The organism is Nocardioides sp. Root151 (genome assembly GCF_001427925.1).
GTDB lineage: Bacteria > Actinomycetota > Actinomycetes > Propionibacteriales > Nocardioidaceae > Nocardioides.
The window spans coordinates 170,623-192,837 of record NZ_LMGG01000008.1 but is presented as its reverse complement, the minus strand read 5'-3'; the positions used below and the strand labels follow the sequence as shown (position 1 = coordinate 192,837).

The 22,215-nt window shown below is 69.6% G+C and carries 22 protein-coding genes and 1 tRNA gene; 6 read left to right on the top strand and 17 right to left on the bottom strand.

Going from position 1 to position 22,215, the window contains the following annotated elements; genetic code table 11:
* Positions 1–79: 79 nt before the first annotated feature.
* Positions 80–2,596 (bottom strand): leucine--tRNA ligase, encoded by a 2,517-nt coding sequence (gene leuS / locus ASD66_RS23705; RefSeq protein ID WP_056892457.1) that lies wholly within the window; start codon positions 2,594–2,596, stop codon positions 80–82.
* A gap of 310 nt (positions 2,597–2,906) precedes the next feature.
* On the opposite strand from leuS, the gene ASD66_RS23700 reads away from it, so the two are divergent.
* Together ASD66_RS23700 and ASD66_RS23695 are read left to right on the top strand one after the other, a co-directional pair.
* Positions 2,907–3,527 carry a hypothetical protein gene (locus tag ASD66_RS23700; RefSeq protein WP_056686616.1) on the top strand — a complete coding sequence of 207 codons (621 nt, stop codon included), beginning with the start codon at positions 2,907–2,909 and terminating at the stop codon, positions 3,525–3,527.
* Positions 3,528–3,582: 55 nt separating this feature from the next.
* A complete protein-coding gene (locus tag ASD66_RS23695) occupies positions 3,583–4,344 on the top strand; it encodes an SDR family NAD(P)-dependent oxidoreductase (protein ID WP_056686612.1) in 762 nt (253 codons plus the stop codon).
* 25 nt (positions 4,345–4,369) lie between these two features.
* Here the strand turns inward: ASD66_RS23695 and ASD66_RS23690 are convergent, their stop codons facing one another.
* Positions 4,370–5,023 carry a response regulator gene (locus ASD66_RS23690; protein ID WP_056686809.1) on the bottom strand — a complete coding sequence of 218 codons (654 nt, stop codon included), beginning with the start codon at positions 5,021–5,023 and terminating at the stop codon, positions 4,370–4,372.
* On the bottom strand, positions 5,020–5,976 hold the full coding sequence (locus ASD66_RS23685; protein ID WP_056686609.1) for a sensor histidine kinase: 957 nt from the start codon (positions 5,974–5,976) through the stop codon (positions 5,020–5,022). The genes ASD66_RS23690 and ASD66_RS23685 overlap by 4 nt, the downstream gene beginning before the upstream one ends.
* Positions 5,977–6,169: 193 nt before the next feature.
* On the opposite strand from ASD66_RS23685, the gene ASD66_RS23680 reads away from it, so the two are divergent.
* Positions 6,170–6,589: a hypothetical protein gene (locus ASD66_RS23680; protein WP_056686606.1), complete on the top strand. Its 420-nt coding sequence runs from the start codon at positions 6,170–6,172 to the stop codon at positions 6,587–6,589.
* A gap of 33 nt (positions 6,590–6,622) precedes the next feature.
* Positions 6,623–8,107 (top strand): potassium/proton antiporter, encoded by a 1,485-nt coding sequence (locus ASD66_RS23675; RefSeq protein ID WP_235530244.1) that lies wholly within the window; start codon positions 6,623–6,625, stop codon positions 8,105–8,107.
* 17 nt (positions 8,108–8,124) lie between these two features.
* Here ASD66_RS23675 and ASD66_RS23670 read toward each other — a convergent pair whose 3' ends face one another.
* The 10 genes from ASD66_RS23670 to ASD66_RS23630 all read right to left on the bottom strand — a co-directional run bounded on the left by ASD66_RS23670 (position 8,125) and on the right by ASD66_RS23630 (position 14,871).
* On the bottom strand, positions 8,125–8,592 hold the full coding sequence (locus ASD66_RS23670) for a universal stress protein (protein ID WP_056686601.1): 468 nt from the start codon (positions 8,590–8,592) through the stop codon (positions 8,125–8,127).
* Between the two features lie 73 nt (positions 8,593–8,665).
* Positions 8,666–9,478: an alpha/beta fold hydrolase gene (locus ASD66_RS23665; RefSeq protein ID WP_056686598.1), complete on the bottom strand. Its 813-nt coding sequence runs from the start codon at positions 9,476–9,478 to the stop codon at positions 8,666–8,668.
* A gap of 141 nt (positions 9,479–9,619) precedes the next feature.
* Positions 9,620–10,753 carry a hypothetical protein gene (locus ASD66_RS23660; RefSeq protein WP_056686595.1) on the bottom strand — a complete coding sequence of 378 codons (1,134 nt, stop codon included), beginning with the start codon at positions 10,751–10,753 and terminating at the stop codon, positions 9,620–9,622.
* A 295-nt stretch (positions 10,754–11,048) separates the two neighbouring features.
* A tRNA-Ala gene (locus tag ASD66_RS23655) sits at positions 11,049–11,124 on the bottom strand.
* 147 nt (positions 11,125–11,271) lie between these two features.
* Complete coding sequence (locus ASD66_RS23650) at positions 11,272–11,898, bottom strand: histidine phosphatase family protein (protein ID WP_056892456.1); 627 nt, start codon at positions 11,896–11,898, stop codon at positions 11,272–11,274.
* Entirely contained in the window at positions 11,895–12,272 is a 378-nt protein-coding gene (gene rsfS, locus ASD66_RS23645) for a ribosome silencing factor (protein WP_056686589.1), read from the bottom strand. Before rsfS ends, ASD66_RS23650 begins: the two co-directional genes overlap by 4 nt.
* A complete protein-coding gene (gene nadD / locus ASD66_RS23640; RefSeq protein ID WP_056686586.1) occupies positions 12,269–12,880 on the bottom strand; it encodes a nicotinate-nucleotide adenylyltransferase in 612 nt (203 codons plus the stop codon). Before nadD ends, rsfS begins: the two co-directional genes overlap by 4 nt.
* A 2-nt stretch (positions 12,881–12,882) precedes the next feature.
* The gene (locus ASD66_RS24630; protein WP_156388885.1) at positions 12,883–13,032 is read right to left on the bottom strand and encodes a hypothetical protein; all 150 of its coding nucleotides are present in this window, start codon (positions 13,030–13,032) and stop codon (positions 12,883–12,885) included.
* Positions 13,033–13,104: 72 nt separating this feature from the next.
* Positions 13,105–13,563 (bottom strand): hypothetical protein, encoded by a 459-nt coding sequence (locus ASD66_RS23635; RefSeq protein ID WP_056686582.1) that lies wholly within the window; start codon positions 13,561–13,563, stop codon positions 13,105–13,107.
* Positions 13,564–13,620: 57 nt separating this feature from the next.
* On the bottom strand, positions 13,621–14,871 hold the full coding sequence (locus tag ASD66_RS23630) for a glutamate-5-semialdehyde dehydrogenase (protein ID WP_056892455.1): 1,251 nt from the start codon (positions 14,869–14,871) through the stop codon (positions 13,621–13,623).
* A gap of 88 nt (positions 14,872–14,959) precedes the next feature.
* Here ASD66_RS23630 and ASD66_RS23625 point away from each other — a divergent pair, with 88 nt between their 5' ends.
* On the top strand, positions 14,960–16,423 hold the full coding sequence (locus tag ASD66_RS23625) for a lysyl oxidase family protein (protein WP_082599705.1): 1,464 nt from the start codon (positions 14,960–14,962) through the stop codon (positions 16,421–16,423).
* 204 nt (positions 16,424–16,627) lie between these two features.
* Here ASD66_RS23625 and ASD66_RS23620 read toward each other — a convergent pair whose 3' ends face one another.
* From ASD66_RS23620 to ASD66_RS23605, 4 genes are all read right to left on the bottom strand, one after another.
* Positions 16,628–17,572, bottom strand: a complete 945-nt coding sequence (locus ASD66_RS23620; RefSeq protein ID WP_056686572.1) for an electron transfer flavoprotein subunit alpha/FixB family protein — start codon at positions 17,570–17,572, stop codon at positions 16,628–16,630.
* Positions 17,573–17,583: 11 nt separating this feature from the next.
* Positions 17,584–18,384 carry an electron transfer flavoprotein subunit beta/FixA family protein gene (locus ASD66_RS23615; protein ID WP_056686568.1) on the bottom strand — a complete coding sequence of 267 codons (801 nt, stop codon included), beginning with the start codon at positions 18,382–18,384 and terminating at the stop codon, positions 17,584–17,586.
* A gap of 334 nt (positions 18,385–18,718) precedes the next feature.
* Complete coding sequence (locus tag ASD66_RS23610) at positions 18,719–19,096, bottom strand: hypothetical protein (RefSeq protein WP_235530240.1); 378 nt, start codon at positions 19,094–19,096, stop codon at positions 18,719–18,721.
* A 69-nt stretch (positions 19,097–19,165) separates the two neighbouring features.
* On the bottom strand, positions 19,166–19,969 hold the full coding sequence (locus tag ASD66_RS23605; protein WP_056686565.1) for an enoyl-CoA hydratase/isomerase family protein: 804 nt from the start codon (positions 19,967–19,969) through the stop codon (positions 19,166–19,168).
* A 75-nt stretch (positions 19,970–20,044) separates the two neighbouring features.
* Here ASD66_RS23605 and glgX point away from each other — a divergent pair, with 75 nt between their 5' ends.
* Positions 20,045–22,210, top strand: a complete 2,166-nt coding sequence (gene glgX, locus ASD66_RS23600) for a glycogen debranching protein GlgX (RefSeq protein ID WP_056686802.1) — start codon at positions 20,045–20,047, stop codon at positions 22,208–22,210.
* Positions 22,211–22,215: the final 5 nt, after the last annotated feature.

Below are 22,215 nucleotides of genomic sequence, written 5' to 3'. Positions count from 1 at the left end.
GCAGATTCACAGGCGAGCCTGTGAATCTGCCCGAATGCCGTGAAGCTTCACGTCATTCGGGCAGAAACGCACGGGCAGGTCAGCCCGCGACGATGTTGACCAGCTTCGGGGCGCGCACGATCACCTTGCGCACGGTCTTGCCCTCCAGCGCCTTGACGATCGCGGGATCGGCCAGCGCCGCCGCCTCCAGGTCGGCCTCGGAGACGTCGGGAGACACGTCCAGACGGGCCTTCACCTTGCCCTGGACCTGCACCACCGCGACCACGGAGTCCTCGACCAGCAACGCCTCGTCGACCACTGGCCAGCCGGCCCGGGCGACCGTCGGCTCGTGGCCCAGTCGGTGCCACATCTCCTCGGCCGTGTACGGCGCGACCAGCGACAGCATGATCGACACCGCCTCGGTGGCCTCACGGACCGCCGGGTCGGCCGGGCCGCAGCCGGAGTCGATCGCCTTGCGGGTCGCGTTGACCAGCTCCATGATGCGGGCGACCAGCACGTTGAACCGGTACGACTCCACCAGAGCGGCACCGTCGTGCAGCGTCCGGTGGGTGACCTTGCGCAGCGCCACGTCGCCGGCCGCCGGGTCGGCGCCGGGCTCGGAGGCCACGTCGCCACTCAACCGCCAGGCGCGTTGCAGGAACTTCGCCGAACCGGCCGGAGACACGTCGGCCCAGTCGATGTTGTCCTCGGGTGGGCTCGCGAAGACCAGGGTCAGGCGTACGGCGTCGACACCGAACTCCGCAAGTTGGTCCCCCAGGTTGATGCCGTTGCCCAGGGACTTGCTCATCTTGCGACCGTTGTTGATCACCTTGCCCTGCGACAGGTACGCCGAGAACGGCTCGTCCCACGAGATCAGCCCCATGTCGCGCATGGCCTTGGTGAAGAAGCGGGCGTACAGCAGGTGCAGGACGGCGTGCTCGTCACCGCCGATGTACAGGTCGCACGGGCCCCACTTCTCGGCCAGCGCGGGGTCGAAGGCCCGGGTGTCGTCATTGGGCGACAGGTAGCGCAGGAAGTACCACGACGAGTCCACGAACGTGTCCATCGTGTCCGTGTCGCGCTTCGCGGGTCCGCCACACGTGGGGCAGGCGACGTTGACCCAGTCGGTGGCCGCGCCCAGAGGCGAGACCCCCTTGGGCTTCAGGTCCGCACCACGCAGGTCGGGCAGTACGACGGGCAGCTGGTCCTCGGGGACCGGAACCTCGCCGTCGACCGGGCAGTGGATGATCGGGATCGGGGCACCCCAGTAGCGCTGGCGCGACAGCAGCCAGTCACGCAGCCGGAAGTTGACCGTGCCGCGGCCCAGGCCGGCGTCCTGCAGGTAGGAGATGGTCGTCGACTTGGCCTCGTCGACCGGCAGTCCGTTGATGTCCAGCGGGGCGTCCACGCCGGCCGCGGGCGAGTTTATCGTCGGCCCCTCGCCGTGGAAGGCCTCGCCCTCGAAGTCGGCCGGCGGCTCGGTGGTGCGCACGATCGGCAGGCCCATCTGCGTGGCGAACTGCCAGTCGCGCTGGTCTCCGCCGGGCACCCCCATCACCGCGCCGGTGCCGTAGTCGGCCAGCACGTAGTCCGTGGCCCACACGGGGATCTGGGCACCGGTGACCGGATTGGTCGCCGTGACGCCCAGGTCGACGCCGGTCTTCGGACGGTCGGTGGACAGCCGCTCGATCTCGGTCTCCCGGCGGATCTCCTCGCGGTACGTCTCGAACTCCGTGCGGCGCTCGTCGGTCACCAGCTCCTCGGCCAAGGGCGCGTCGACGGCCACGACCATGAAGGTCGTGCCGAAGATCGTGTCGGGCCTCGTGGTGTAGACCGTGACGGGTTCGGCCCGTCCCTCGATCACGAAGTCGACGTGCGCACCCTCGGAGCGCCCGATCCAGTTGCGCTGGGCGTTGACGACCTTGTCCGACCAGTTCTCCTGCAGGTCGTCCAGGCAGTCCAGCAGCTCCTGGGCGTACGCCGTGGTGCGGAAGTACCACTGGGTCAGCTCGCGCTTGGTGACCTCGGCGCCGCAGCGCTCACACGCACCGTCGACGACCTGCTCGTTGGCCAGCACGGTCTGGTCGTTCGGGCACCAGTTGACCGGGCTGTTCTTGCGGTAGGCCAGGCCCTGCTCGCGCAGCTTCAGGAACAGCCACTGTGTCCAGCGGTAGTACTCCGGGTCGGAGGTGTGCAGCCGGCGGGTCCAGTCGAAGCTCAGGCCGTACTTCTTGAAGGACTCGAACTGCGTCTCGATGTTGGCGTAGGTGTACGTCGCCGGGTGGGTGTCGTTCTTGATGGCGGCGTTCTCGGCGGGAAGGCCGAAGGAGTCCCAGCCCATCGGGTTCAGGACCTCGTAGCCCTTCTGCCACCAGTAGCGTGCGATCACGTCGTGCAGCGCGGTGACCTCGGCGTGGCCCATGTGCAGGTCGCCCGAGGGGTAGGGGAACATCGTGAGGGCGTAGCGCTTCTCGCGGGGCGAGTCGTCGTGCGCGACGAAGGGCGCCAGGTCCTCCCAGACCTGCTGCCACTTGTCCTGCGTCGCCATGACGTCGTACGTCGCCTCGCGGTCGGTGTCGACCGAATCGACCTGTGTCCGCTCGACCTGCTCACTCATCTGTTTCTCCTCGTGTCATCCCGCGTCCCGCATGTCAGTTCCGGCCGGCATCCAGGCAGTGCCTCTCGCACTGTCTGAGTGCACAAAAAAACCCTCCGGGCAGGGAGGGTGGCCGCGATGATCGTTCTCGATCAGCGCGGCTGGCGAAGAAGCAACCGCTGAGACATGCCACCATGTTACCGCAGGTCCCAGCCGGGGATTGGCCGGTACGAGCCATGGGCAGAAGACATGCACACCGGGGGCATCCGCCCCCGCCGAACACTCAGCCGGAACACCCACACCACTCCGCCGAACACCGAGGGTCCCCACCATGCGCCTGCGCTCCGCACTCCCCGTCGTCGTCTGTCTCGCAGCCCTCGTCCTGACCGGGTGCGACAGCGGCGACTCCACCGAGTCGGCCGTGGCCGGCGACCCCGCCAGTGCGCCCACGTTGAACGTGCCCGAGCCGACGACCTCTCCGACCGACGGGCCGAGCCTGTCACCGACCGTCCCCACCTCCCCGACCTCGCCGTCCACGGACGCCGACGTCACACCCGGCGGCACGGTGCTGAAGTACGGCGAGACCGCCACCGTCGCGCTGACCGACAGCGGGGACGGCGCGCTCGTCGAGTACACCGTCCGGAACGTCGCGATCGGCAAGGCCGGACCTCTCGGCCGCAACGCCCTGGTGACCATCGAGGTACGCGCCGTCGACGACCTGGCCAGCGCGCTGTCGCTGGGCGCGTTCGACTGGAAGGGCATCGTCGACACCGGTGAGGAGACGGTCTTCGGCATCGAGGAAGGGTGCGACGGACAGCTGCCGGTCACCGCGGCCGGTGAGAGCGGCACCATGTGCGTGGCGATGTCGGTCCCCGACGATGCCAAGGCCGTGACCGAGGTCCAGTACTCCGGCCTCGGAATGTCCGGTGACCCGATCGTCTGGAAGCCCTGAGGCCGTTCCACGGCGAGCCGCCGGAGCGGGTCCGGACCGTGATACCAATGTGCGCATGAGCCTCTCCGACCTGTTCCGACTCGACGACAAGGTGGCCGTCGTGACGGGCGCCTCCAGCGGCCTCGGGGTCGCCTTCGCCCAGGGCTTCGCGGAAGCGGGAGCCGACGTCGTGCTCGGCGCCCGCCGCGTCGACCGCCTCGAGGAGACCGCCGAGCTCGTGCGCGCCGCCGGACGCCGCGTGCTCACCGTCGCCACCGACGTCGCCGACCAGGCCCAGTGCCAGGCCCTCGTCGACGCGGCGATGGCGGAGTTCGGGCGGGTCGACGTGCTGGTCAACAACGCCGGCATCGGCACCGCCGTCCCCGCGACGCACGAGACGGTCGAGCAGTTCACCAGCGTGATCGACGTGAACCTCAACGGCTGCTACTGGATGGCCCAGGCCTGCGGCCGCGTCATGGAGCCGGGCAGCTCGATCATCAACATCAGCTCGGTCCTCGGCCTCACCACCGCCGGGCTCCCCCAGGCCGCGTACGCCGCCAGCAAGGCCGGGCTGATCGGCCTCACCCGCGACCTGGCGCAGCAGTGGACCGGCCGCAAGGGCATCCGCGTGAACGCGATCGCCCCCGGCTTCTTCACCTCCGAGATGACCGAGCAGTACCCGCCGGGCTACCTCGAGCAGCAGCAACAGCGCATCCCGGCCGGGCGCAAGGGAGACCCGCGCGAGCTGGCCGCCACCGCGGTCTTCCTGGCCTCCGACGCAGCGGGCTACATCACCGGCCAGACCCTGCCGGTGGACGGCGGCATGACGATCACCTGAGCCGGCGGCGACGTACCGGTCGGCGTCACGGCTCGATCAGGCCCACCCTGATCGCGTAGCGGGTCAGCTCCGTGCGGTCGCGCATGCCCAGCTTGGCGAGCACGTTCTCACGGTGCCGCTCGACGGTCTTGACGCTGATCGTCAGCTCCCGAGCGATCTCCCGTGACGAGTGGCCCTCCGCGATCAGCTTCACGACCTCGTCCTCACGCGGCGTGAGCACGGCACGGGGCAGGCGCTCGCCGCGGCTCAACCGCGCGAGGTAGTCGCGCACCAGCGTCGACTCCGCGCCCGGGTAGAGGAACGACTCGCCACGCAGTGCGGCCCGGCAGGCGTCGACGAGGTCGCGGTCGGCCACGGACTTCAGCACGTAGCCGCTGGCGCCGACCCGCAGCGACTCGAAGAAGTACTGCTCGTTGTCGTGCATCGAGAGCATCAGGATCCGCGGCGGATCCTTGCGCCGCGAGATCTCGCGGGCCGCCTGGAGTCCGGTGAGCCGCGGCATCGCCACGTCGAGGATCGCCAGGTCGACCTCGGTGGTGCGCAGCAGCTCCACCGCCTCGGCTCCGTCGCCGGCCTCGGCCACCACCTCGAGGTCGGGCTGCTGCTCGAGGATCATGCGTACGCCGCGGCGTACCAGCGTGTGGTCGTCGGCCAGGAGGATCCGCGCCGACCTGCTCACCACGGCACCTCCAGGCGTACGACGGTGCCACCGCCGTCACGACGCTCGACGGCCAGGTTCCCGTGCACCAACGACGCCCGCTCGCGCATGCCGCGCAACCCCGTGCCGGTCGCGCCGGATCGGATGCCGCGGCCGTCGTCGGCCACCGTGAGGACGACGTCGCCGCCCACCTGCGCCAGCGACAGCTCCACCGTGGCCGCCTCCGCGTGCCGCGCCACGTTTGTCAGCGCCTCCTGGGCGACCCGGAAGACGACCAGCTCGACGGCGTCGTCCAGCACCGGCAGCCCAGGCATGATGCCGCGACTCACGTGGGTGGAGGTGTGCGTGAAGAGCTCGGTGGTCAGTGCGGCCAGGGCACTGCGCAGGCCGAGGTCCTCGAGCACGTGCGGCCGCAGCTGACGGGCCACGCCGCGCACCTCGTCGAGACTGGCTCGCGTGGCTTCGCGGGCCCGCTCGAGGGAGGCGGCGGTCTCGGGTGGAGCCTGTTCGGCCAGCGCGCCCAGCTCGAGGAGCACGGCGGTGAGCGACTGTCCGACGCCGTCGTGCAGCTCCTGGGCGATGCGGGCCCGCTCGGCCTCCTGTGCCGCGAGGGCGGCCAGGCTGCTGTCGCGCTGCGCGGCCTCGATCCGGCCCAGCAGGTCGTTGACGGAGATCGCGAGCTCCCGCGAGATGCCGGACTCGGGGACCGGCAGTCTCTCGATCGGATCGGTCGAACGGGCCCTGTCCAGCTGGGCGACGAGTCGGTCCAGCGGCCTCAGGTTGCTGCCGACGAGCACGGAGTTCGCCACGATCATCACGGCCAGGCCGACGGCCAGCACGATGACCTCGGACCACAGGGGGCGTGGCGACACGGTGGCCGGGGAGAACGCGAGCAACGCCGTACCGAGGGCGAACAGCACACCGTTGATCAGGATCACCCGTGAGGAGAGCGAGACACCGTGGGCGCTGGTCATGCCGCCATGCTCACGCACCCGTCCAAGCCTGTCCACGCAATCACGGCCTCGCAGGCAGTTTTGGGGAGCAGACCCCATGTGTTGTGGCGCGGCAGTCGCGAAGACTGGAGACCAGCGGGGCCCCGCCTCGATGTCCTTGCATCGGATCCGGCGGGGCCACCGCACCAGCACGGCGCACAGGAAGGGGCGAGGCATGCTCGTCGTGGTTGTCGGGCTCGTCGCGGTCTCGGTGCTGCTCGTGTGCGTCGCGGCGTTCCTGCGGCGTACCTCCGAAGCGACGCCGGAGCCGCACCGACTCTGGGCGGTCGCCTCGGCCAACACCACGGACGGGGTCACCGCGCGCACGGGAGTCGAGTTCGTGGTGCACCTGCCCGGGGCGGTGGCCGACGCCGGAACACTCAGTGACGCGGTGGAGGACCTGCTGCGCCGCGGGATCGCGGCCTCACCTGCCCATGCGCTCCCCTCGATCGGCGATGACCCGGCCGGGTTGTCCGGCGCCACCGTGGCCGGCGTCGCGATCGAGAGCGCGGTCGTCACGTCGTCCGAGGTCGAGGTCACCCCCGAGCTGCGCCGCCTGATGCTCGACCGCACGACGCCGCACGGGACCGGCTGACCGGATGGGCGCACCTCCCTCATGGATCTGAACGTGGCGATCCTCGGTGCCACCCTGGTCCTGCTGGCCGGGGTGGCAGCCGTCCGCGTGTCCGCCCGTGCCGGTGTGCCCAGCCTCCTGCTCTACCTGGCCATCGGCCTCGCGATCGGCGAGGCCGGCCTCGGCCTGCAGTTCGAGGACGTCGACCTCACCATGCTGCTCGGCACCCTCGCCCTGGCCGTGATCCTGGGCGAGGGCGGGTTCAGCACGAAGTGGTCGGTGATCCGGCCCGTCGTCGGCCTGGCCGGGGTGATGGCCACCCTCGGCGTCGCGGTCAGCGTCGCGGTGACGTCGGCCATCGCCTGGCTGGTGCTCGACGTCGACGTGCGTACGGCGCTCGTGCTCGGCGCGGTCGTGGGTTCGACGGACGCCGCTGCGACGTTCTCCGTGCTGCGCCGGATGCCGATCAGGCCGCGGCTGCGGTCACTGCTCGAGGCGGAGTCGGGCTTCAACGACCCACCGGTGATCATCCTCGTCACGGTGGTGGTCAGCGACGCCTGGGACACCGCGAACCCGTGGCAGATCGGCGGCCTGATCGTCTACCAGCTGACCCTCGGCGTGCTGATCGGCCTGGTCGTGGCCTGGTTCGGCCAGCACCTCCTGCAGCGCAGCGCGCTCCCCTCCGCCGGGCTCTACCCGCTGGCCACGATCGCGATCATGTTCCTGGCCTTCGCCACCGCCGGTGCGGCCGGGGCGAGCGCGCTGATGGCGATCTACGTCGCCGGCATGTGGCTCGGCAATGCCGACCTGCCCCACCGGCAGGCCACCGCCGGCTTCGCGGACGGTCTCGGCTGGCTTGCCCAGATCGGGCTCTTCGTCCTGCTCGGCCTGCTGGCCAGCCCCTCCCGCCTGCCGGAGGCCTTCGCGTCCGCGGCGATCGTCGGCATCGGACTGACCTTCGTGGCCCGCCCCGTCTCGGTGTTCGTGTGCACGTCCTGGGCCCGGATCCCCCTGCGCGAACAGGTCTTCCTGTCGTGGGCGGGCCTGCGGGGCGCCGTGCCGATCGTGTTGGCCACCATCCCCGTGGCACAGGGACTGCCTGCTGCGCAACGCATCTTCGACGTGGTCTTCCTGTTGGTCGTGGCATTCACGCTGGTGCAGGCACCGACGCTGCCGTGGCTGGCTCGTCGTACCGGCGTGACCGTGGACTCCACACCCGAGGAGCTCGAGGTCGAGTCGGCGCCGCTGGAGCACATGCACGCCCACCTGTTGCAGTTCCGGGTCCCGTCGGGGTCGCAGCTGCACGGGGTCTACGTGAGCGACCTCCGGCTCCCACCCGGTGCCGCACTCGCCCTGGTGCACCGCGACCGGGAGCTGCTCAGTCCCGACGTACACACCTCGTTGCGTGGTGGCGACCACCTGCTGCTCGCGGTCCCGGACGACGCCCGGCAGGCCACCGAGGAGCGGCTGCGCGCGATCGGGAACCATGGCCGGCTCGCGGTCTGGTACGGCGAACGCCCGGCGCCAGCCCCGGCCTGAGCGGGGTGCCGACGAGGTCAGTCGCGGACGACGACGACCGGGCCGGAGGCGTGCCGGATGCACTGGTCGGCCACCGAGCCGAGGACCAGGCTCTTGAACCCGCCGCGCCCGCGGCTGCCGACCACGAGCACGTCCGCGGTCTCTGCCGCCTTGATGAGTGCCTGCGCCGACGGACCGCAGGCGACGTGCACGTGCACCTCGATCGCGGAGTCACCGACGATGCCGGCCACCCGGGCCTTCTCTGCCTCGAGCGTGGCCTCCTCGAGCTCGAGCATCGATGGAGTGATGCCCAGCGGGACGTCGTCGGGCCTGATCGCACTGGTGAAGGTCCAGGCCCGGATCACGTGGACGGCGCAGCCCCGACGCGCGGCCTCGCCCACCGCGTAGGTGATCGCGGCGGCCGCGGATCGGGATCCGTCGTCGCCCACCACGACGCCGCCCTCGGGAGTGATGTCGCGGTTGAGCTGGTCCCTGACGCCTGCCATGGGTCAACCATGCACCATCGCTGCGGTCGACGGCGAGGGTTCGGAGTGGTTCGCCCCGGTTCGGCAGGTCAGGTCAGGCGACGCCCCGACTGCTGCTCCGGGTGCGTCCCACGACCTCGTCGATGACGTCGAGGATCGCGTCGGGATCGTCGATCATCGGCACGTGGCCGCAGTCCTTGAGCGGCACGTGGCGCGCCGCCGGGAGTCGCAGGCGCGCCGTCCGGGACTGTCGGTAGGGCAACAGCCTGTCCTTGGTCCCCCACGCCACCGTGGTCGGCACGTCGACCTGCTCCTCGAATGCGTACCCGACGCCCGAACGGGCGGTCGGGAAGAATCCGCTGCTGCGCTTCATCGCCAGGCAGTCCTGGTACGTCGCCCACGCCGTCATGCGGTCCGGATGGGCATAGAGCGGAGCACCGACCAGGCGCCTGCCCGCGGCTGACCCGGCGACCAGCTGGAGGACCCGATCGGGCAGGGTCGCCGCGACTCGCATGAGTACAAGAGGGACCAGCGCCTGGAAGCGGTCGACGCGGCCGAAGAACCCGGCCGGGCTGATTGCGGTCACCGACGACGCCAGACCACGGGCACCGAGCTCGAGGGCGATCGCGCCACCGAGCGAGTTGCCGACGACGTGCGGGCGGTCGATGCCCCACTCCGCGAAGTTCGCCGCGAGGTCGGCGCACGCGTGGTCCATCGTGTAGGCCACGCCCTTCGGGTAGCCCGGGGAGTCACCGAACCCGGCGAGGTCGAGCGCGATCACGTCGTAGCGGTCGGCGAGACGGTCGAAGAGCGGCGCCCAAGCACCGCGCCGGTGACCGATGCCGTGGATCAGCACGACGGGTTCACCAGAACCGGCGCGATCATGGACCAGGTGGGACAACTGCATGTCGACAAGCCTCCTGAAGTACGTGTTACGTGGAGTCTCACATACTTCAGGTACGAAGGGAACAGGCACGACCGGCATTGCTGGAGGGAATCACGCAGGTTCCGCGTGATTCCCTCCAGCAGATCGACTGCCTGCGACTGTCTACGGAGTGCCGGGGAAGCGGGCGAACCGGACCCGGTCGACCCCGCCGACCGTGGTGAAGGTGCCGCCGACCGACAGCGAGTTCGGCGTCGGGGTGATCGCCCAGACCCCCATGTCGCCACCGACGGGGTTCGGGTCCCAAGGGGTCACCGTGCCGTCCGAGGCGTTCAGCGAGGCCAGGAAGCAGCGCTTGATCTTGTAGGTGACGATCTGGGAGAAGTGCCCGCCGATGTAGACCTCGGTCGCCGTGGGGTAGATCGCCTGCGTGTCACCGCTGGTCTTGCGGATCCACACCAGGTCGCTGGTCGCCGTGTCGTAGGAGAAGAGGCGGTTGTCGGGCGTCGAGAAGTAGAGACGTGAGCCGTCCGGGGAGAGGCCCAGCGTGATCGAGAGGTCGCTGCCCTCGGCCGGGTTGAACGCCGTGGCGTCACCGGTGGTCGAGGCGATCGCCCCCACACCGAACGGACGGTCGAGCCCGCCGAGCTTGGAGAACGCACCGGCCGCATAGACGACCGCGCCGTCCGGTGACACCCGGATCGACTTCACCCCGGCATTGGCGCGGGAGCGGAAGTTCGAGATGACGTCACCCGACGAGCTCAGCGCCACGAGCGAGGCACGGACGGTTCCGTCGATGCCGCTGAAGGTGCCACCCACGTAGAGCCTGTCGGCGTACGTCGTCAGGGCCGAGATGCCGGGCGACGTGCCCGTCGTGTCGGCCTGCCAGGTCGGGAGCGCGGTCCCGGTCGCGATGTCGACCGCCGCCAGGTTGGCGCGGGCAGCGCCTCCGGCCGTCGTGAACCTGCCGCCCACGTAGACGGTCGTGCCGTCCGCCGAGCCGGCCAGTGCCCGGACGATGCCGTCGGTCGACGGGTTGAAGGTCGGGTCGAGGGTGCCGTCGGCGCGGATGGCGGCCACGTTCGCCCGCGGCTTGCCGCCGACCGTCGTGAAGTCCCCTCCGATGATCGTCAGGTCGCCCACCTGGGCGATCGCGTAGACGGGGCCGTTGACCCGGGGCGTCGCGTCCGTGGTCATCGACGGACTCGCCTGTGTCGGCTGGGCGAACATCATCAATGCCATGGCGACCGCCGCGATCACCGTGCGTCGCCCACGTCGAATCAACAGCTCAACGTCCATCGTGCGGCCTCCCAGCTCGACGCTTCGGCCGCACGGTGCGTCCAGTGTCACGTTAGGTTTCGGGACGCCCCGCGAGCATGCCGCAATTTGGTGACTTCGCGGGCCGCACGTGGGCCCACGCCGGCGACAAGCCAGGAAGACCGCCTGCCGGCGTGCCGTTGAACATGCAGTTCGCACCTTCACCCGCCCCGGTCACGCTCAACAGCCGGCTCGCGGAGCCCAACTGCATGTTGAACGGCACGGCTCCCGGTGCACCAACGCAGAACGGCCGCCCGAAGGCGGCCGCTCTGAGATTTGGTGGAGCTGAGGGGACTCGAACCCCTGACCCCCTGCATGCCATGCAGGTGCGCTACCAGCTGCGCCACAGCCCCATCATCACCAGCCTTGCGGCTGACAACGTCGGGAAGTTTAACCAACGTCCGGTCGAGATGCGAAATCGGGGGTCGGCACGGCACTTGTGCGGCGCTGTTGACGGATCGCACGTCGAACGACGCGTGTGGAGCGACCGTCACCCCGCGTCACCCGGGAGGGGTGGGACGGGCGATCAGGTTGTAGGCCGCGAGCCGGAATCGACCACCCTCGTCGAGCTCCTCGAGCACCGCCCAACCGCAGTTGTCGAGGCCCTGGAGGCCGGAGGCCTGCTCGCCCGGCCAGTTGAGTGCGGCCATCAGCGCCACCTTCAGCGCCGCGCCGTGGGCCACGACGACGCCACACTCCCCCGCGTCCAGACCGGCCACGACGTCGTCGAGCCCGTCCGCGAAGCGGGACACCACGTCGGCAGTCGTCTCACCTCCGGGAACGGCCGTGAAGTGCCCGGCCCGGAAATCGGCGTACTCGGCCGGGAACTGCTCGGCGTACTCCGCCATGGTCAGCCCGGTGCGCGCCCCGAGGTCGAACTCGCGGAACCGCTCGTCGAGCCGCGCGTCGAGGCCGGTCTCCTTGGAGACGTACGCCGCAGTCTGGCGGGCGCGGGCCAGGTCGGAGGACCACAGCACGGTCGGTGCGTACGCCGCGACGTACGGCGCCACGGCGGACGCCTGCTCGTGCCCCGTGTCGTCGAGCTCGACGTCGGCATGCCCCTGCCCACGGCCGATCGCGTTCCACGCGGTCTGGCCGTGCCGGAGCAGGACGAGTCGTCGGGTCACTTCTCGTGGGAGACGACGTCTGCCGGCAGCTCGATGGCCGGACAGTCGCGCCAGAGTCGCTCGAGCGCGTAGAACTCGCGCTCCTCCTCGTGCTGCACGTGCACGACGATCTCGCCGTAGTCGATCAGCACCCAGCGTCCGTCGCGCTCACCCTCGCGACGGATCGGCTTGGCACCGATCTCGCGGAGCTTGTCCTCGATCTCGTCGACGATCGACTTGACCTGGCGGTCGTTGGAGGCCGAGGCCAGCACGAACGCGTCGGTGATCGCCAACTGCTCGGAGACGTCGAAGGCAATGATCTTCTGGGCCAGCTTGTCCGAGGCCGCACGTGCGGCGGCATGGACGAGCTCGACGGCATGGTCGGTGGCGGTCACTTCGTTGCTCCAGAGGGATAGAGGTCGTGCTTGGCGATGTATTGGACGACACCGTCCGGCACGAGGTACCAGACCGGTTCGCCGCGTTGCTTGCGGTCACGACAGTCGGTCGAGGAGATCGCCAGGGCGGGAATCTCGACCAGCGTCACCCGTTCGTGCGGGATCGAGGCCAGGGTCTCGGCCTCCATCTCGTAGCCGGGCCGGGTGCAGCCCACGAAGTTGGCGAGCTTGAACAGCTCCTCGACGTCACGCCAGGTGAAGATGTTGGCCAGCGCGTCCGCCCCGGTGATGAAGTAGAGATCGGCGTCGGGCAGCTGCTCGCCCAGGTCGCGCAGCGTGTCGATCGTGTACGTCGGACCGTCCCGGTCTATGTCGACCCGGGAGACGGTGAACCGGGGATTCGCCGCGGTCGCGATCACCGTCATCAGGTAACGGTGCTCCGCCGGTGACACCACGCGATCCGACTTCTGCCACGGATCGCCGGTGGGCACGAAGATGACCTCGTCGAGGTCGAACCACGCCTGCACCTCGCTGGCCGCGACGAGGTGTCCGTGGTGGATCGGGTCGAAGGTGCCACCCATCACCCCCACGCGACGGCGTTCGCCCATGATCAGCTGTGCTCGCGCCCGCCGCCGATGGCAATCAGGATCAGCAGTGAGGCCAGCAGGAGGCCGAGCGCGATGGCGCCGACGACGTACGGGCTGACGGCGGGCTCACTGTGGGCCTCGGCGGCGATGATGGTCAAGGAGGTCAACGACATGGCCGCGATCCTATCGTGAGCCGGGCGTCGGCCACGCCACCGGACGCCGATCCGGATTCACCGGCACCGGACTCAGTGGAACAGGCTGGTCAGACCGGCCAGGATCACCCACGACTGGATGCTGCGTCCGACGAAGATGGTGGTGACGTACATCGTCATGTTGAACCGCAGGGCGCCGGCGATCGCACCCATCACCAGCAGGGGTGGCGCACCGACCAGGGCGCTGGAGAACATGAAGGCCGCGGCCAACCTCGGCCGGGCCTCGATACGCTTCTCCCAGCGGTCGAAGCTGTTCTTCCAGCGCTCGGACTCCATGCGCTTGCGCATCCACGGCAGCTGCAGCGACTTCTGCGTGCCGTGGTACCACAGCACCTTGCCCAGGGCCTGGCCCGCGCCCGCCGCAATGGCGACCGGGAGGGCGGCACTCTTGGGGATCTGGGTGGCGAGAGCCACCAGGTAGACCTCGACGTTGAAGATCGGCACGACGGCCGAGAGGATGCTGAAGCCGAGTGTGCCGAAGAACGCCTTCATGCCCCGGCTCCCCCGAGTCGCACCCCACGCATGACAGGGACGCTACAGGCTGTTGCCTCAGCGGATGTGACCGTCCCCCGTCACGACGTATTTCGTGCTGGTCATCTCGACCAGTCCCATGGGGCCGCGGGCGTGCAGCTTCTGGGTGCTGATGCCGATCTCCGCACCGAAGCCGAACTCACCCCCGTCGGTGAATCGCGTGGACGCGTTGACCAGCACGGCGGCCGAGTCCACGGCCGTGGTGAAGCGCCGGGCCGCCGCCTGGCTCTCGGTCACGATCGCCTCGGTGTGCTGGCTGCTGTTGGCGCGGATGTGCCGGATCGCCCCCTCGATGTCGGGGACGACGGCAGCCGCGATGTCGAGGCTGAGGAACTCCTCGGCGTAGTCCTCGTCGGTGGCCGGCACCACCCCGTCGTACTCACGGAAGCGCTCGTCGCCGTGGATCGTGACGCCCTTGTCCTGCAGGGCGTCGATGATCGTCGGCAGGAAGTCATCGGCGATGTCCTCGTGCACCAGCAGGGTCTCGGCCGCGTTGCACACGCTCGTGCGGTGGGTCTTGGAGTTGACCACGATCGCGACCGCCTTCTCGAGGTCGGCGTCGACGTCGACGTAGACGTGGCAGTTGCCGACCCCGGTCTCGATCACCGGCACCGTCGACTCGGCGACCACGCTGCGGATCAGGCCGGCACCTCCGCGCGGGATGAGTACGTCGACCAGGCCGCGCGCCCGCATCAGCACCTTGGCGCCCTCGTGGCCCTCCCCCGGCACCAGCTGCACGACGTCGGGGTTGAGGCCGAGTCCCTCGATCGCCGCGCGGAGCACCTCGACGATGCGGGTGTTGGAGGAGAGCGCGGAGCTGGAGCCCTTGAGCAGCACCGAGTTCCCGGACTTGAGGCAGATGCCTGCGGCGTCGGCGGTGACGTTGGGACGGGCTTCGTAGATGATGCCGACCACGCCGAACGGCACCCGCACCTGGCGCAGCTCGAGGCCGTTGGCCAGCGTGCTGCCGCGCACCACCTCGCCGACCGGGTCGGCCAGCCCGGCGACGTCGCGGAGGCCTTGGGCCATGCCCTCGATGCGCTCGCGGTCGAGGCGCAGTCGGTCGATGATGTTGGGCGGCGTGCCGGCCTGCTCGGCCCGGGCGATGTCGTCGCGGTTCGCGGCCACGATGGACTCGGTCCCGGCCTCCAGCGCGTCGGCCATCGCCGCCAGCACGGCGTCCTTGGTCGACCTGGTGGCGATCGCGAGATCGTGGCTCGCCTCCCGGGCGCGCTCCGCGACTGTCCTGACGTCCTGCTCGATGCTCACTCCTTGAGCCTAGTCGGCGAACGACGCAACCATCGGGGTGTCTCAGGCGTCTGACACAGCAGGGAGTCCATCCATCGGGAGGCAACACGTGAAACGTTCCAGGCTCGTCATCGCCCTTGCTGCTCCACTCACCGCACTCGCCTGTGTCGCCGCCGGCAGCACGGCCGGGGCGGCACCGACCCTGTCCACGGCATCTTCCGGGGCCTCGGGCGTCTCGACCGCCGACGCGGCAACCCCGTCACCGCTGCGACTGACGGCGCCCCGCCTGGTCGAGGGCTACCTGTCCGGCACGCGGGTCGAGTTCGACCCGTCGCTGCGACTGGTGGCGCAGGGTGCCCCCTTCGAGATCAGGTCGAAGCGCACGGCGTACGGCGCCCCGATCGTCACCACCTGGCACCACGGGGGCGAGGTGGTCACCCTTCCCCGGCGTACGGTCACCGACTTCGCGGGCCTGCCCGGCTTCCTGCGGATGGACTTTCGCAAGGGCGGCGAACTCGTCACCACCCGCTACCGGTCCGGCTGCCTGAACAGCTGGTCCACCGAGAGGGCACACCCCGATGCCCCGCTGCGCTCGCCGTACCCCCAGAGCTGCTCGACCAGCCGCATCATGCTCGGCTCGGTGATGGGCATCCAGGAGGGCTACGCCACACGGCTCGACTCCTGGATGCGGCTGAAGCTGGCGCCGGGGCGCTACCAGGTGACGGTGGCGGTCACCGCGAAGTACCGCACCCTTTTCGGCATCCCCGCCTCGGACGGGGTGAAGACCTTCACCCTTCGGGTCACCAAGGACGCACCCGACTACGACGATCACGAGCGTCGGACCGTCACGCCGTCGTTGCGACCAGGCACGACCGAGCCCACCAGGGCGGCAGCCGGTGCACCGGGCGAGCCCCAGCCCGACCTGCGCTCGATCCCCGCGTTCGGCATCCGGGTGGACGGCTCGGGCAACTACCTGCAGTTCTCCGCGAACGTGTGGAACGCCGGCAACAGTCCCCTCGTCGTCGACGGCTTCCGTCGGCCGAACGAGGACATCATGGACGCCTACCAGTACTTTCTGGACGCCGACGGCAACCAGGTCGGCTATCGCCTGGTCGGCACCATGGCGTGGGACGACAAGGACACCCACCAGCACTGGCACTTCCGTGACTTCGCCCGCTACCGCCTGCTCGATGCGCACAAGGTGGGCGTGGTCCGCTCGCGCAAGGAGGCGTTCTGCCTGGCCAACACCGACGCCATCGACTACACCGTCGACGGCGCCGACTGGCAGCCCGACACCACAGACCTGCACACCGCGTGCGGTGAGCGCGACTCCCTCAGCATCCGCGAGGTGCTGGCCTCGGGCTCGGGTGACACCTACGCGCAGTTCCGGGCGGGTCAGTCGTTCAGCCTGAAGGGGCTGCCCAACGGGGTCTACTACATCGCGGTCGAGGCCAACCCGGTGCACAACCTGGTCGAGAGCGACACCACGAACAACGTCGCCTACCGCAAGGTGCTCATCGGCGGACGGCTCGGTGCCCGCACGGTCAAGGTCTACCCGATGAACGTCGACTGACCCGTCGCCAGTTCTCGCCGACCCGTCGCCAGTTCCCGTTGACCCGTCGCCAGTTCTCGTGGTCCCACCGAATTCACGACGGGTCGACCGAAACTGACGACGGGTCGATCAGGACTGGCGACGGGTCGACCGAAAAGAGGAACGCCGCGTCCTCCCCGACGGGAGGACGCGGCGTTCGTCGTACGACGTGCTGGCGGCGAGGGGTCAGCCCTTGCGCTGGTTGATCGCCTCGGTCAGGGCCGGGAGGACCGTGTGGAGGTCACCGACGACACCGAAGTCGACGAGCTCGAAGATCGGGGCCTCCTCGTCCTTGTTGACGGCCACGATGGTCTTCGAGGTCTGCATGCCGGCGCGGTGCTGGATCGCACCGGAGATGCCGTTGGCGACGTAGAGCTGCGGCGAGACGACCTTGCCGGTCTGGCCGACCTGGAAGGTGTGCGGCTTCCAGCCGGAGTCGACGGCGGCACGCGAGGCGCCGACGGCGGCACCGAGCGAGTCGGCGAGCGCCTCGATCGGGTCGAAGTTGCCGCCGGTGCCACGACCACCGGAGACCACGATGGCGGCCTCGGTGAGCTCGGGGCGACCGGTCGCCTCACGCGGCTGCGAGGCCACGATCTGGGCGGTCTTGGCCGCGTCGGAGATCGTCGCGGCGAACTGCTCGACGGCACCGGCACCGGCCACCTCCTCGGGGGCAGCCGAGTTGGGCTTGACCGTGATGATCGGCGTGCCCTTGGCGACCTTGGCCTGCACGGTGAACGAACCGGCGAAGACCGACTGGGTGGTGACACCGCCGTCGGTGACGTCGGTCGCGTCGGTGATGACACCCGACTCGATCTTGATCGCCAGGCGACCGGCGATCTCCTTGCCCTCCGCGGAGGACGGGATCAGGATCGCGCCGGGCGAGGCCTGGGCGGCGATCTGGGCGAGCACCTCGGCCTTGGGGGCCACGAGGTAGCCCTTGATCTCGGCGTCGTCGACGACGTAGACCTTCTCGGCACCGAACTTCTTCAGCGCCTCGACGGGGGCCTCACCGGAGCCGATGAAGACGGCCGACGGCTCGCCGAGGCGGCGGGCGATCGTCAGGAGCTCGTTGGTGGTCTTGCGGACGTTGCCGTCGACGTGGTCGACGAGTACCAGGATTTCAGACATGTTCAGGCTCCTCAGATGAACTTCTTGGAGGCGAGGAAGTCGGCCAGCGCCTTGGCGCCCGAGCCGTCCTCGTCGGTCACGATCTCGCCGGCGGTGCGCGGCGGGCGGGCCGTGGTCTCCTCGACCGTGGTCCAGGCGGCGTCGAGGCCGACCTGGCCGGCGTCGACACCGAGGTCGGCCAGCGTGTAGGTCTCCAGCGGCTTCTTCTTCGCCGCCATGATGCCCTTGAAGGACGGGTAGCGGGCCTCACCGGTCTGGTCGGTGACCGACAGCAGGACGGGCAGCGTGGCACCGATGACCTCGGTGGCGGCGTCGCCGTCGCGCTTGGCACGGATCTGGTCGCCCTGGGTCTCGACGACCGAGGCGAAGGTGACCTGCGGCAGGCCGAGGCGCTCGGCGAGCATTGCGGGGACGAGGCTGGTGCCGGCGTCGGTGGAGGCCATGCCGGTGACGACGAGGTCGGCAGCGCCGTTGCCCTCGGCGATCTTCTCGATCGCCTTGGCGAGGATCAGCGAGGTCGCGACGGCGTCGGAGCCGGCGATCGCGTCGTCGGTCACCAGGACACCCTGGTCCACACCCATCTGGAGGGCCTTGCGGACGGCGTCGGTGGCCTTCTCGGGGCCGATCGAGAGAGCGGTAACGGTGACGTCGTCACCGGACTTCTCCTTGATCTGGAGTGCCTGCTCGACGGCGTACTCGTCGAGCTCGGACAGGAGCCCGTCGACGCCGACGCGGTCGACGGTGTTGTCCGACTCGAACCGCCGGTCGGCGGTGGCGTCGGGGACATGCTTCACGAGGACAACAATGTTCATGGTGGCGCGGCCTGGTCGGCCCCTCCTGTGCAAGTGGATACGACACGCCGCGGCTGCGGCGAGAACGATTGTGCTGTGAGGTTACCGGGTGGTCGCGGCGTGACGGAACAGCGTCCACGGCGAGATAACTCACAACCGACGGGCCGTACGACGTCCGCCGTGCCTTGACGCAACGGTGGAGAGCACTGACTGCAGCGACCTTCACCGAATCCGGGTTCGGGCGCGGCCGTGTCTGGCGCGAGGAGACACACCGAAAGAGGCCCGGCACGTGGCACACACCATCCACACACCGGGCCTTCGGCTCGTCAGCGCCCCACGGCGCTGCGTCGTACGGTCAGGGGCGGATGACCTTGTCGAGCACCTTGCCGATGACCAGCCACACCACCGCGCCGATGCCCCAGTTGAAGAGGGCGTTCTTGATCTCGGCGTTCTTGCCGGTGAACTCCTTGATGCCGTTCTCCAGGCTGAAGATGCCGAGGTCGAGTCGGCCGGCCCAGTCGCGCACGAACTCGACGAGCCCGTTGTCGGCGTTGGCCTTGAGCGCATAGGTCAGGGCGCCGAGCGCCAGGATCAGCGCGAACACGGCGCACAGCAGCCACACGACCTGGGCGACCCGGGTGCGCACTGACCCGAGGCTGATCTCGATCGGTGCCTTGCGCGAAGAGGGCTTCTCCTCGGCCTTGCCCTTGGTCTTGTCCTGGTTCTCGGCCACTACCGATCCCTTCGTTGGTCTCAACTCTCCAGCACGAACATTAGGGTCAACGCGCCGTCGGTGCAGGAGTCACGCGCCGCGGAACTCCGCCTTGCCGGGGCCGTTCTCCACGAACGACGACATCCCGATGGTGCGGTCCTCGGTGGCGAAGAGCGCTGCGAACTGCGCCCGCTCGATCTCGAGGCCGGTCTCGAGGTCGACCTCGAGTCCGCGGTCGATGGACTCCTTGGCCGCGCGGACGGCGTACGACGCGGCGCCGGCGAACTGCGCGGCCCACTTCACGGCCTCGGCGTACACCTCGTCGGCCGGGACGACGCGGTCGACGAGGCCGATGGCCAGCGCCTCGTCGGCCTTCACGAACCGGCCGGTGAAGATGAGGTCCTTGGCCTTGCTCGGGCCGATCAGGCGGGTCAGTCGCTGGGTGCCACCGGCGCCCGGGATGATGCCGAGGAGGATCTCGGGCTGGCCCAGGGTGGCGTTGTCGGCGGCGATGCGCACGTCGGCGCAGAGGGCCAGCTCGCAGCCACCGCCGAGGGCGTAGCCGGTGACCGCGGCGACGACCGGCTTGGGGATCTTCGCCACGGCCGTGAACGCGGACTGCAGGCCACCGGAGCGGTCGACCATCTCCGTGTAGGACATGTCGGCCATCTCCTTGACGTCGGCGCCGGCGGCGAAGACGCGCTCGCCGCCGTAGACGACCACGGCCTTGACGTCAGCGCGTGCCGTGGCCTCGGCGGCGGCGGCCCGGATCTCCTCCTGGACCTGCTTGTTCAACGCGTTCATCTTGGGTCGGTCGAGGCGGATGGTGCCGACGCCGTCGGCCACCTCGAGCCGGACGAATTCGCTGGTGCCGGCGGTCTCGTTGGTGCCCATGTGCGGTTGCAACTCCTGACGTGGTTCGGGTGACGGATGCGACTCTAGTGGGCGGGCTCGTGGACAATGTCGCGGGTGACTCCCGGAATCTGGACCCACCCAGGGCAACACGCCGCCGTGTGGCCTGGGCGCAACTACCCCCTCGGCGCCACCTGGTCGGCGGAGGCGACGAACTTCGCCGTCCACGCGCCGGCCGCGACCGGCGTGACCGTGTGCCTCTTCGACGAGCACGGCGGTGAGAAGCGCCATGCACTGACGGAGCAGTCCCTGGGCATCTGGCACGGAGCCATCCCGGGCGTGCCGGTCGGCACGTTGTACGGCTACCGCGTCGACGGGCCGTGGCACCCCGAGTCGGGGCTGCGGTTCAACCCGGCACAGCTTCTGCTCGACCCCTTCGCCCGTGCGGTCTCCGGGGCGGTCACGCATGATCCGGCAATCTATGCGCACCAGCTCGAGGCGCCCGACGAACGCAACGACACCGACTCCTCGCCGTACGTCCCGCGCAGTGTCGTGGTGCACGACGACTTCGACTGGGGCGGCGACGCACCCATGCACCGCCGCTGGCGCGACACCGTCATCTACGAGCTGCACGTCAAGGGCATGACCGCGCTGCACGACCGGGTTCCCGAGGAGCTGCGCGGCACGTACGCCGGGCTGGGCACCCCGGCGGTGACCGACTACCTCAAGGACCTCGGCGTGACCGCCGTCGAGCTGCTGCCGATCCACCAGTTCGTCTCCGAGCCCCGGCTCATGGAGAACGGTCAGGTCAACTACTGGGGCTACAACTCGATCGGTTTCTTCGCGCCGCACAACGGCTACGCCGCCTCCGGCGACCGCGGCGAGCAGGTCACCGAGTTCAAGGCCATGGTCAAGGCGCTGCACGAGGCCGGGCTCGAGGTGATCCTCGACGTCGTCTTCAACCACACCGCCGAGGGTGGCGCGCTCGGGCCGAGCCTCTCGTTCCGCGGCCTCGACGACCGCGGCACCTACCAACGGGTCCGGCCCGAGCCGAACGAGGACGACACGCCGCCGCCGTACGACGACACCTACTGGGACGTGACCGGGTGCGGCAACACGGTCGACGCCTCGAACCCGCACGTGCTGCGGCTGATCCTGGACTCGCTGCGCTACTGGGTGACCGAGATGCACGTCGACGGGTTCCGCTTCGACCTCGCCTCGGCGTTGACCCGGGTGCGGCAGGAGGTCGACATGGACTGTCACCTGCTCACCGCGATCGGCCAGGACCCGGTCCTGCGGCACGTGAAGCTGATCGCGGAGCCGTGGGACGCGTCGATGGACGGCTACCGCGTGGGTGAGTTCCCGCCGCCGTGGGTGGAGTGGAACGACCAGTACCGCGACACGATCCGCGACTTCTGGCGCGGACACTCGGCCGGCATCCGCACCGTCGCGACACGCCTGGCAGGTTCGTCCGACCTGTACGCCGACGACGGCCGCTCGCCGTACTCGACGGTCAACTTCGTGACCGCCCACGACGGGTTCACCGTGCGCGACCTGGTCACCTACGACCACAAGCACAACGAGGCCAACGGTGAGGACAACCGCGACGGCACCGACAACAACCGCTCGTGGAACCACGGCGTCGAGGGCGAGACCGACGACGCGGAGATCGTCGCGTTGCGGCGTCGCCAGGCGGCCAACCTGATGGCGACGCTCTGCCTGTCGAACGGCACGCCGATGCTGACCGCGGGCGATGAGCGCGGGCGCACCCAGCACGGCAACAACAACGCCTACACGCACGACGACGAGACCTCCTGGATCGACTGGCGGCCCGACGACGCGTGGCTCGACGTCTACGAGGTCACCAAGGCCGCGCTGCGCCTGCGCCGCGAGCACCCGGCGCTGCGCCAGCGCCACTGGTTCGAGGGACGTCCGGCGATCAAGGACGGGCCGAAGGACCTTGCCTGGCTGCACCCGTCCGGACGCGAGATGACCGCCGACGACTGGTTCGACGAGTCACTCGCGGTGATCGGCATGTTCGTCTCGGGGGCACCGCTGCGCTCCCCCGGCCCCCGCGGCGAGCAGCAGGTCGACCGGTCCTTCATGATCTGGCTCAACGGCTCGGGCGACAGTGTCACCTTCACGTTGCCCGAGAACGAGTGGGTGCAGAGCGGCGAGGTCGTGCTCTCCACCGACCCCGATCAACCCCCGGGCGCCGCGGTGAAGGCCGGTGGCGCGATCGAGCTGGGCGCCCACTCCGTCGTCGTGCTCCGCCAGACCTGAGCCCC

Excerpts from the sequence above, each read along its gene's own strand:
- leuS (WP_056892457.1), bottom strand. The coding sequence starts at position 2,596 with ATGAGTGAGCAGGTCGAGCGGACACAGGTCGATTCGGTCGACACCGAC.
- ASD66_RS23700 (WP_056686616.1), top strand. The coding sequence starts at position 2,907 with ATGCGCCTGCGCTCCGCACTCCCCGTCGTCGTCTGTCTCGCAGCCCTC.
- ASD66_RS23695 (WP_056686612.1), top strand. The coding sequence starts at position 3,583 with ATGAGCCTCTCCGACCTGTTCCGACTCGACGACAAGGTGGCCGTCGTG.
- ASD66_RS23685 (WP_056686609.1), bottom strand. The coding sequence starts at position 5,976 with ATGACCAGCGCCCACGGTGTCTCGCTCTCCTCACGGGTGATCCTGATC.
- ASD66_RS23680 (WP_056686606.1), top strand. The coding sequence starts at position 6,170 with ATGCTCGTCGTGGTTGTCGGGCTCGTCGCGGTCTCGGTGCTGCTCGTG.
- ASD66_RS23670 (WP_056686601.1), bottom strand. The coding sequence starts at position 8,592 with ATGGCAGGCGTCAGGGACCAGCTCAACCGCGACATCACTCCCGAGGGC.
- ASD66_RS23665 (WP_056686598.1), bottom strand. The coding sequence starts at position 9,478 with ATGCAGTTGTCCCACCTGGTCCATGATCGCGCCGGTTCTGGTGAACCC.
- ASD66_RS23660 (WP_056686595.1), bottom strand. The coding sequence starts at position 10,753 with ATGGACGTTGAGCTGTTGATTCGACGTGGGCGACGCACGGTGATCGCG.
- nadD (WP_056686586.1), bottom strand. The coding sequence starts at position 12,880 with ATGGGCGAACGCCGTCGCGTGGGGGTGATGGGTGGCACCTTCGACCCG.
- ASD66_RS24630 (WP_156388885.1), bottom strand. The coding sequence starts at position 13,032 with ATGTCGTTGACCTCCTTGACCATCATCGCCGCCGAGGCCCACAGTGAG.
- ASD66_RS23635 (WP_056686582.1), bottom strand. The coding sequence starts at position 13,563 with ATGAAGGCGTTCTTCGGCACACTCGGCTTCAGCATCCTCTCGGCCGTC.
- ASD66_RS23620 (WP_056686572.1), bottom strand. The coding sequence starts at position 17,572 with ATGTCTGAAATCCTGGTACTCGTCGACCACGTCGACGGCAACGTCCGC.
- ASD66_RS23615 (WP_056686568.1), bottom strand. The coding sequence starts at position 18,384 with ATGAACATTGTTGTCCTCGTGAAGCATGTCCCCGACGCCACCGCCGAC.
- ASD66_RS23605 (WP_056686565.1), bottom strand. The coding sequence starts at position 19,969 with ATGGGCACCAACGAGACCGCCGGCACCAGCGAATTCGTCCGGCTCGAG.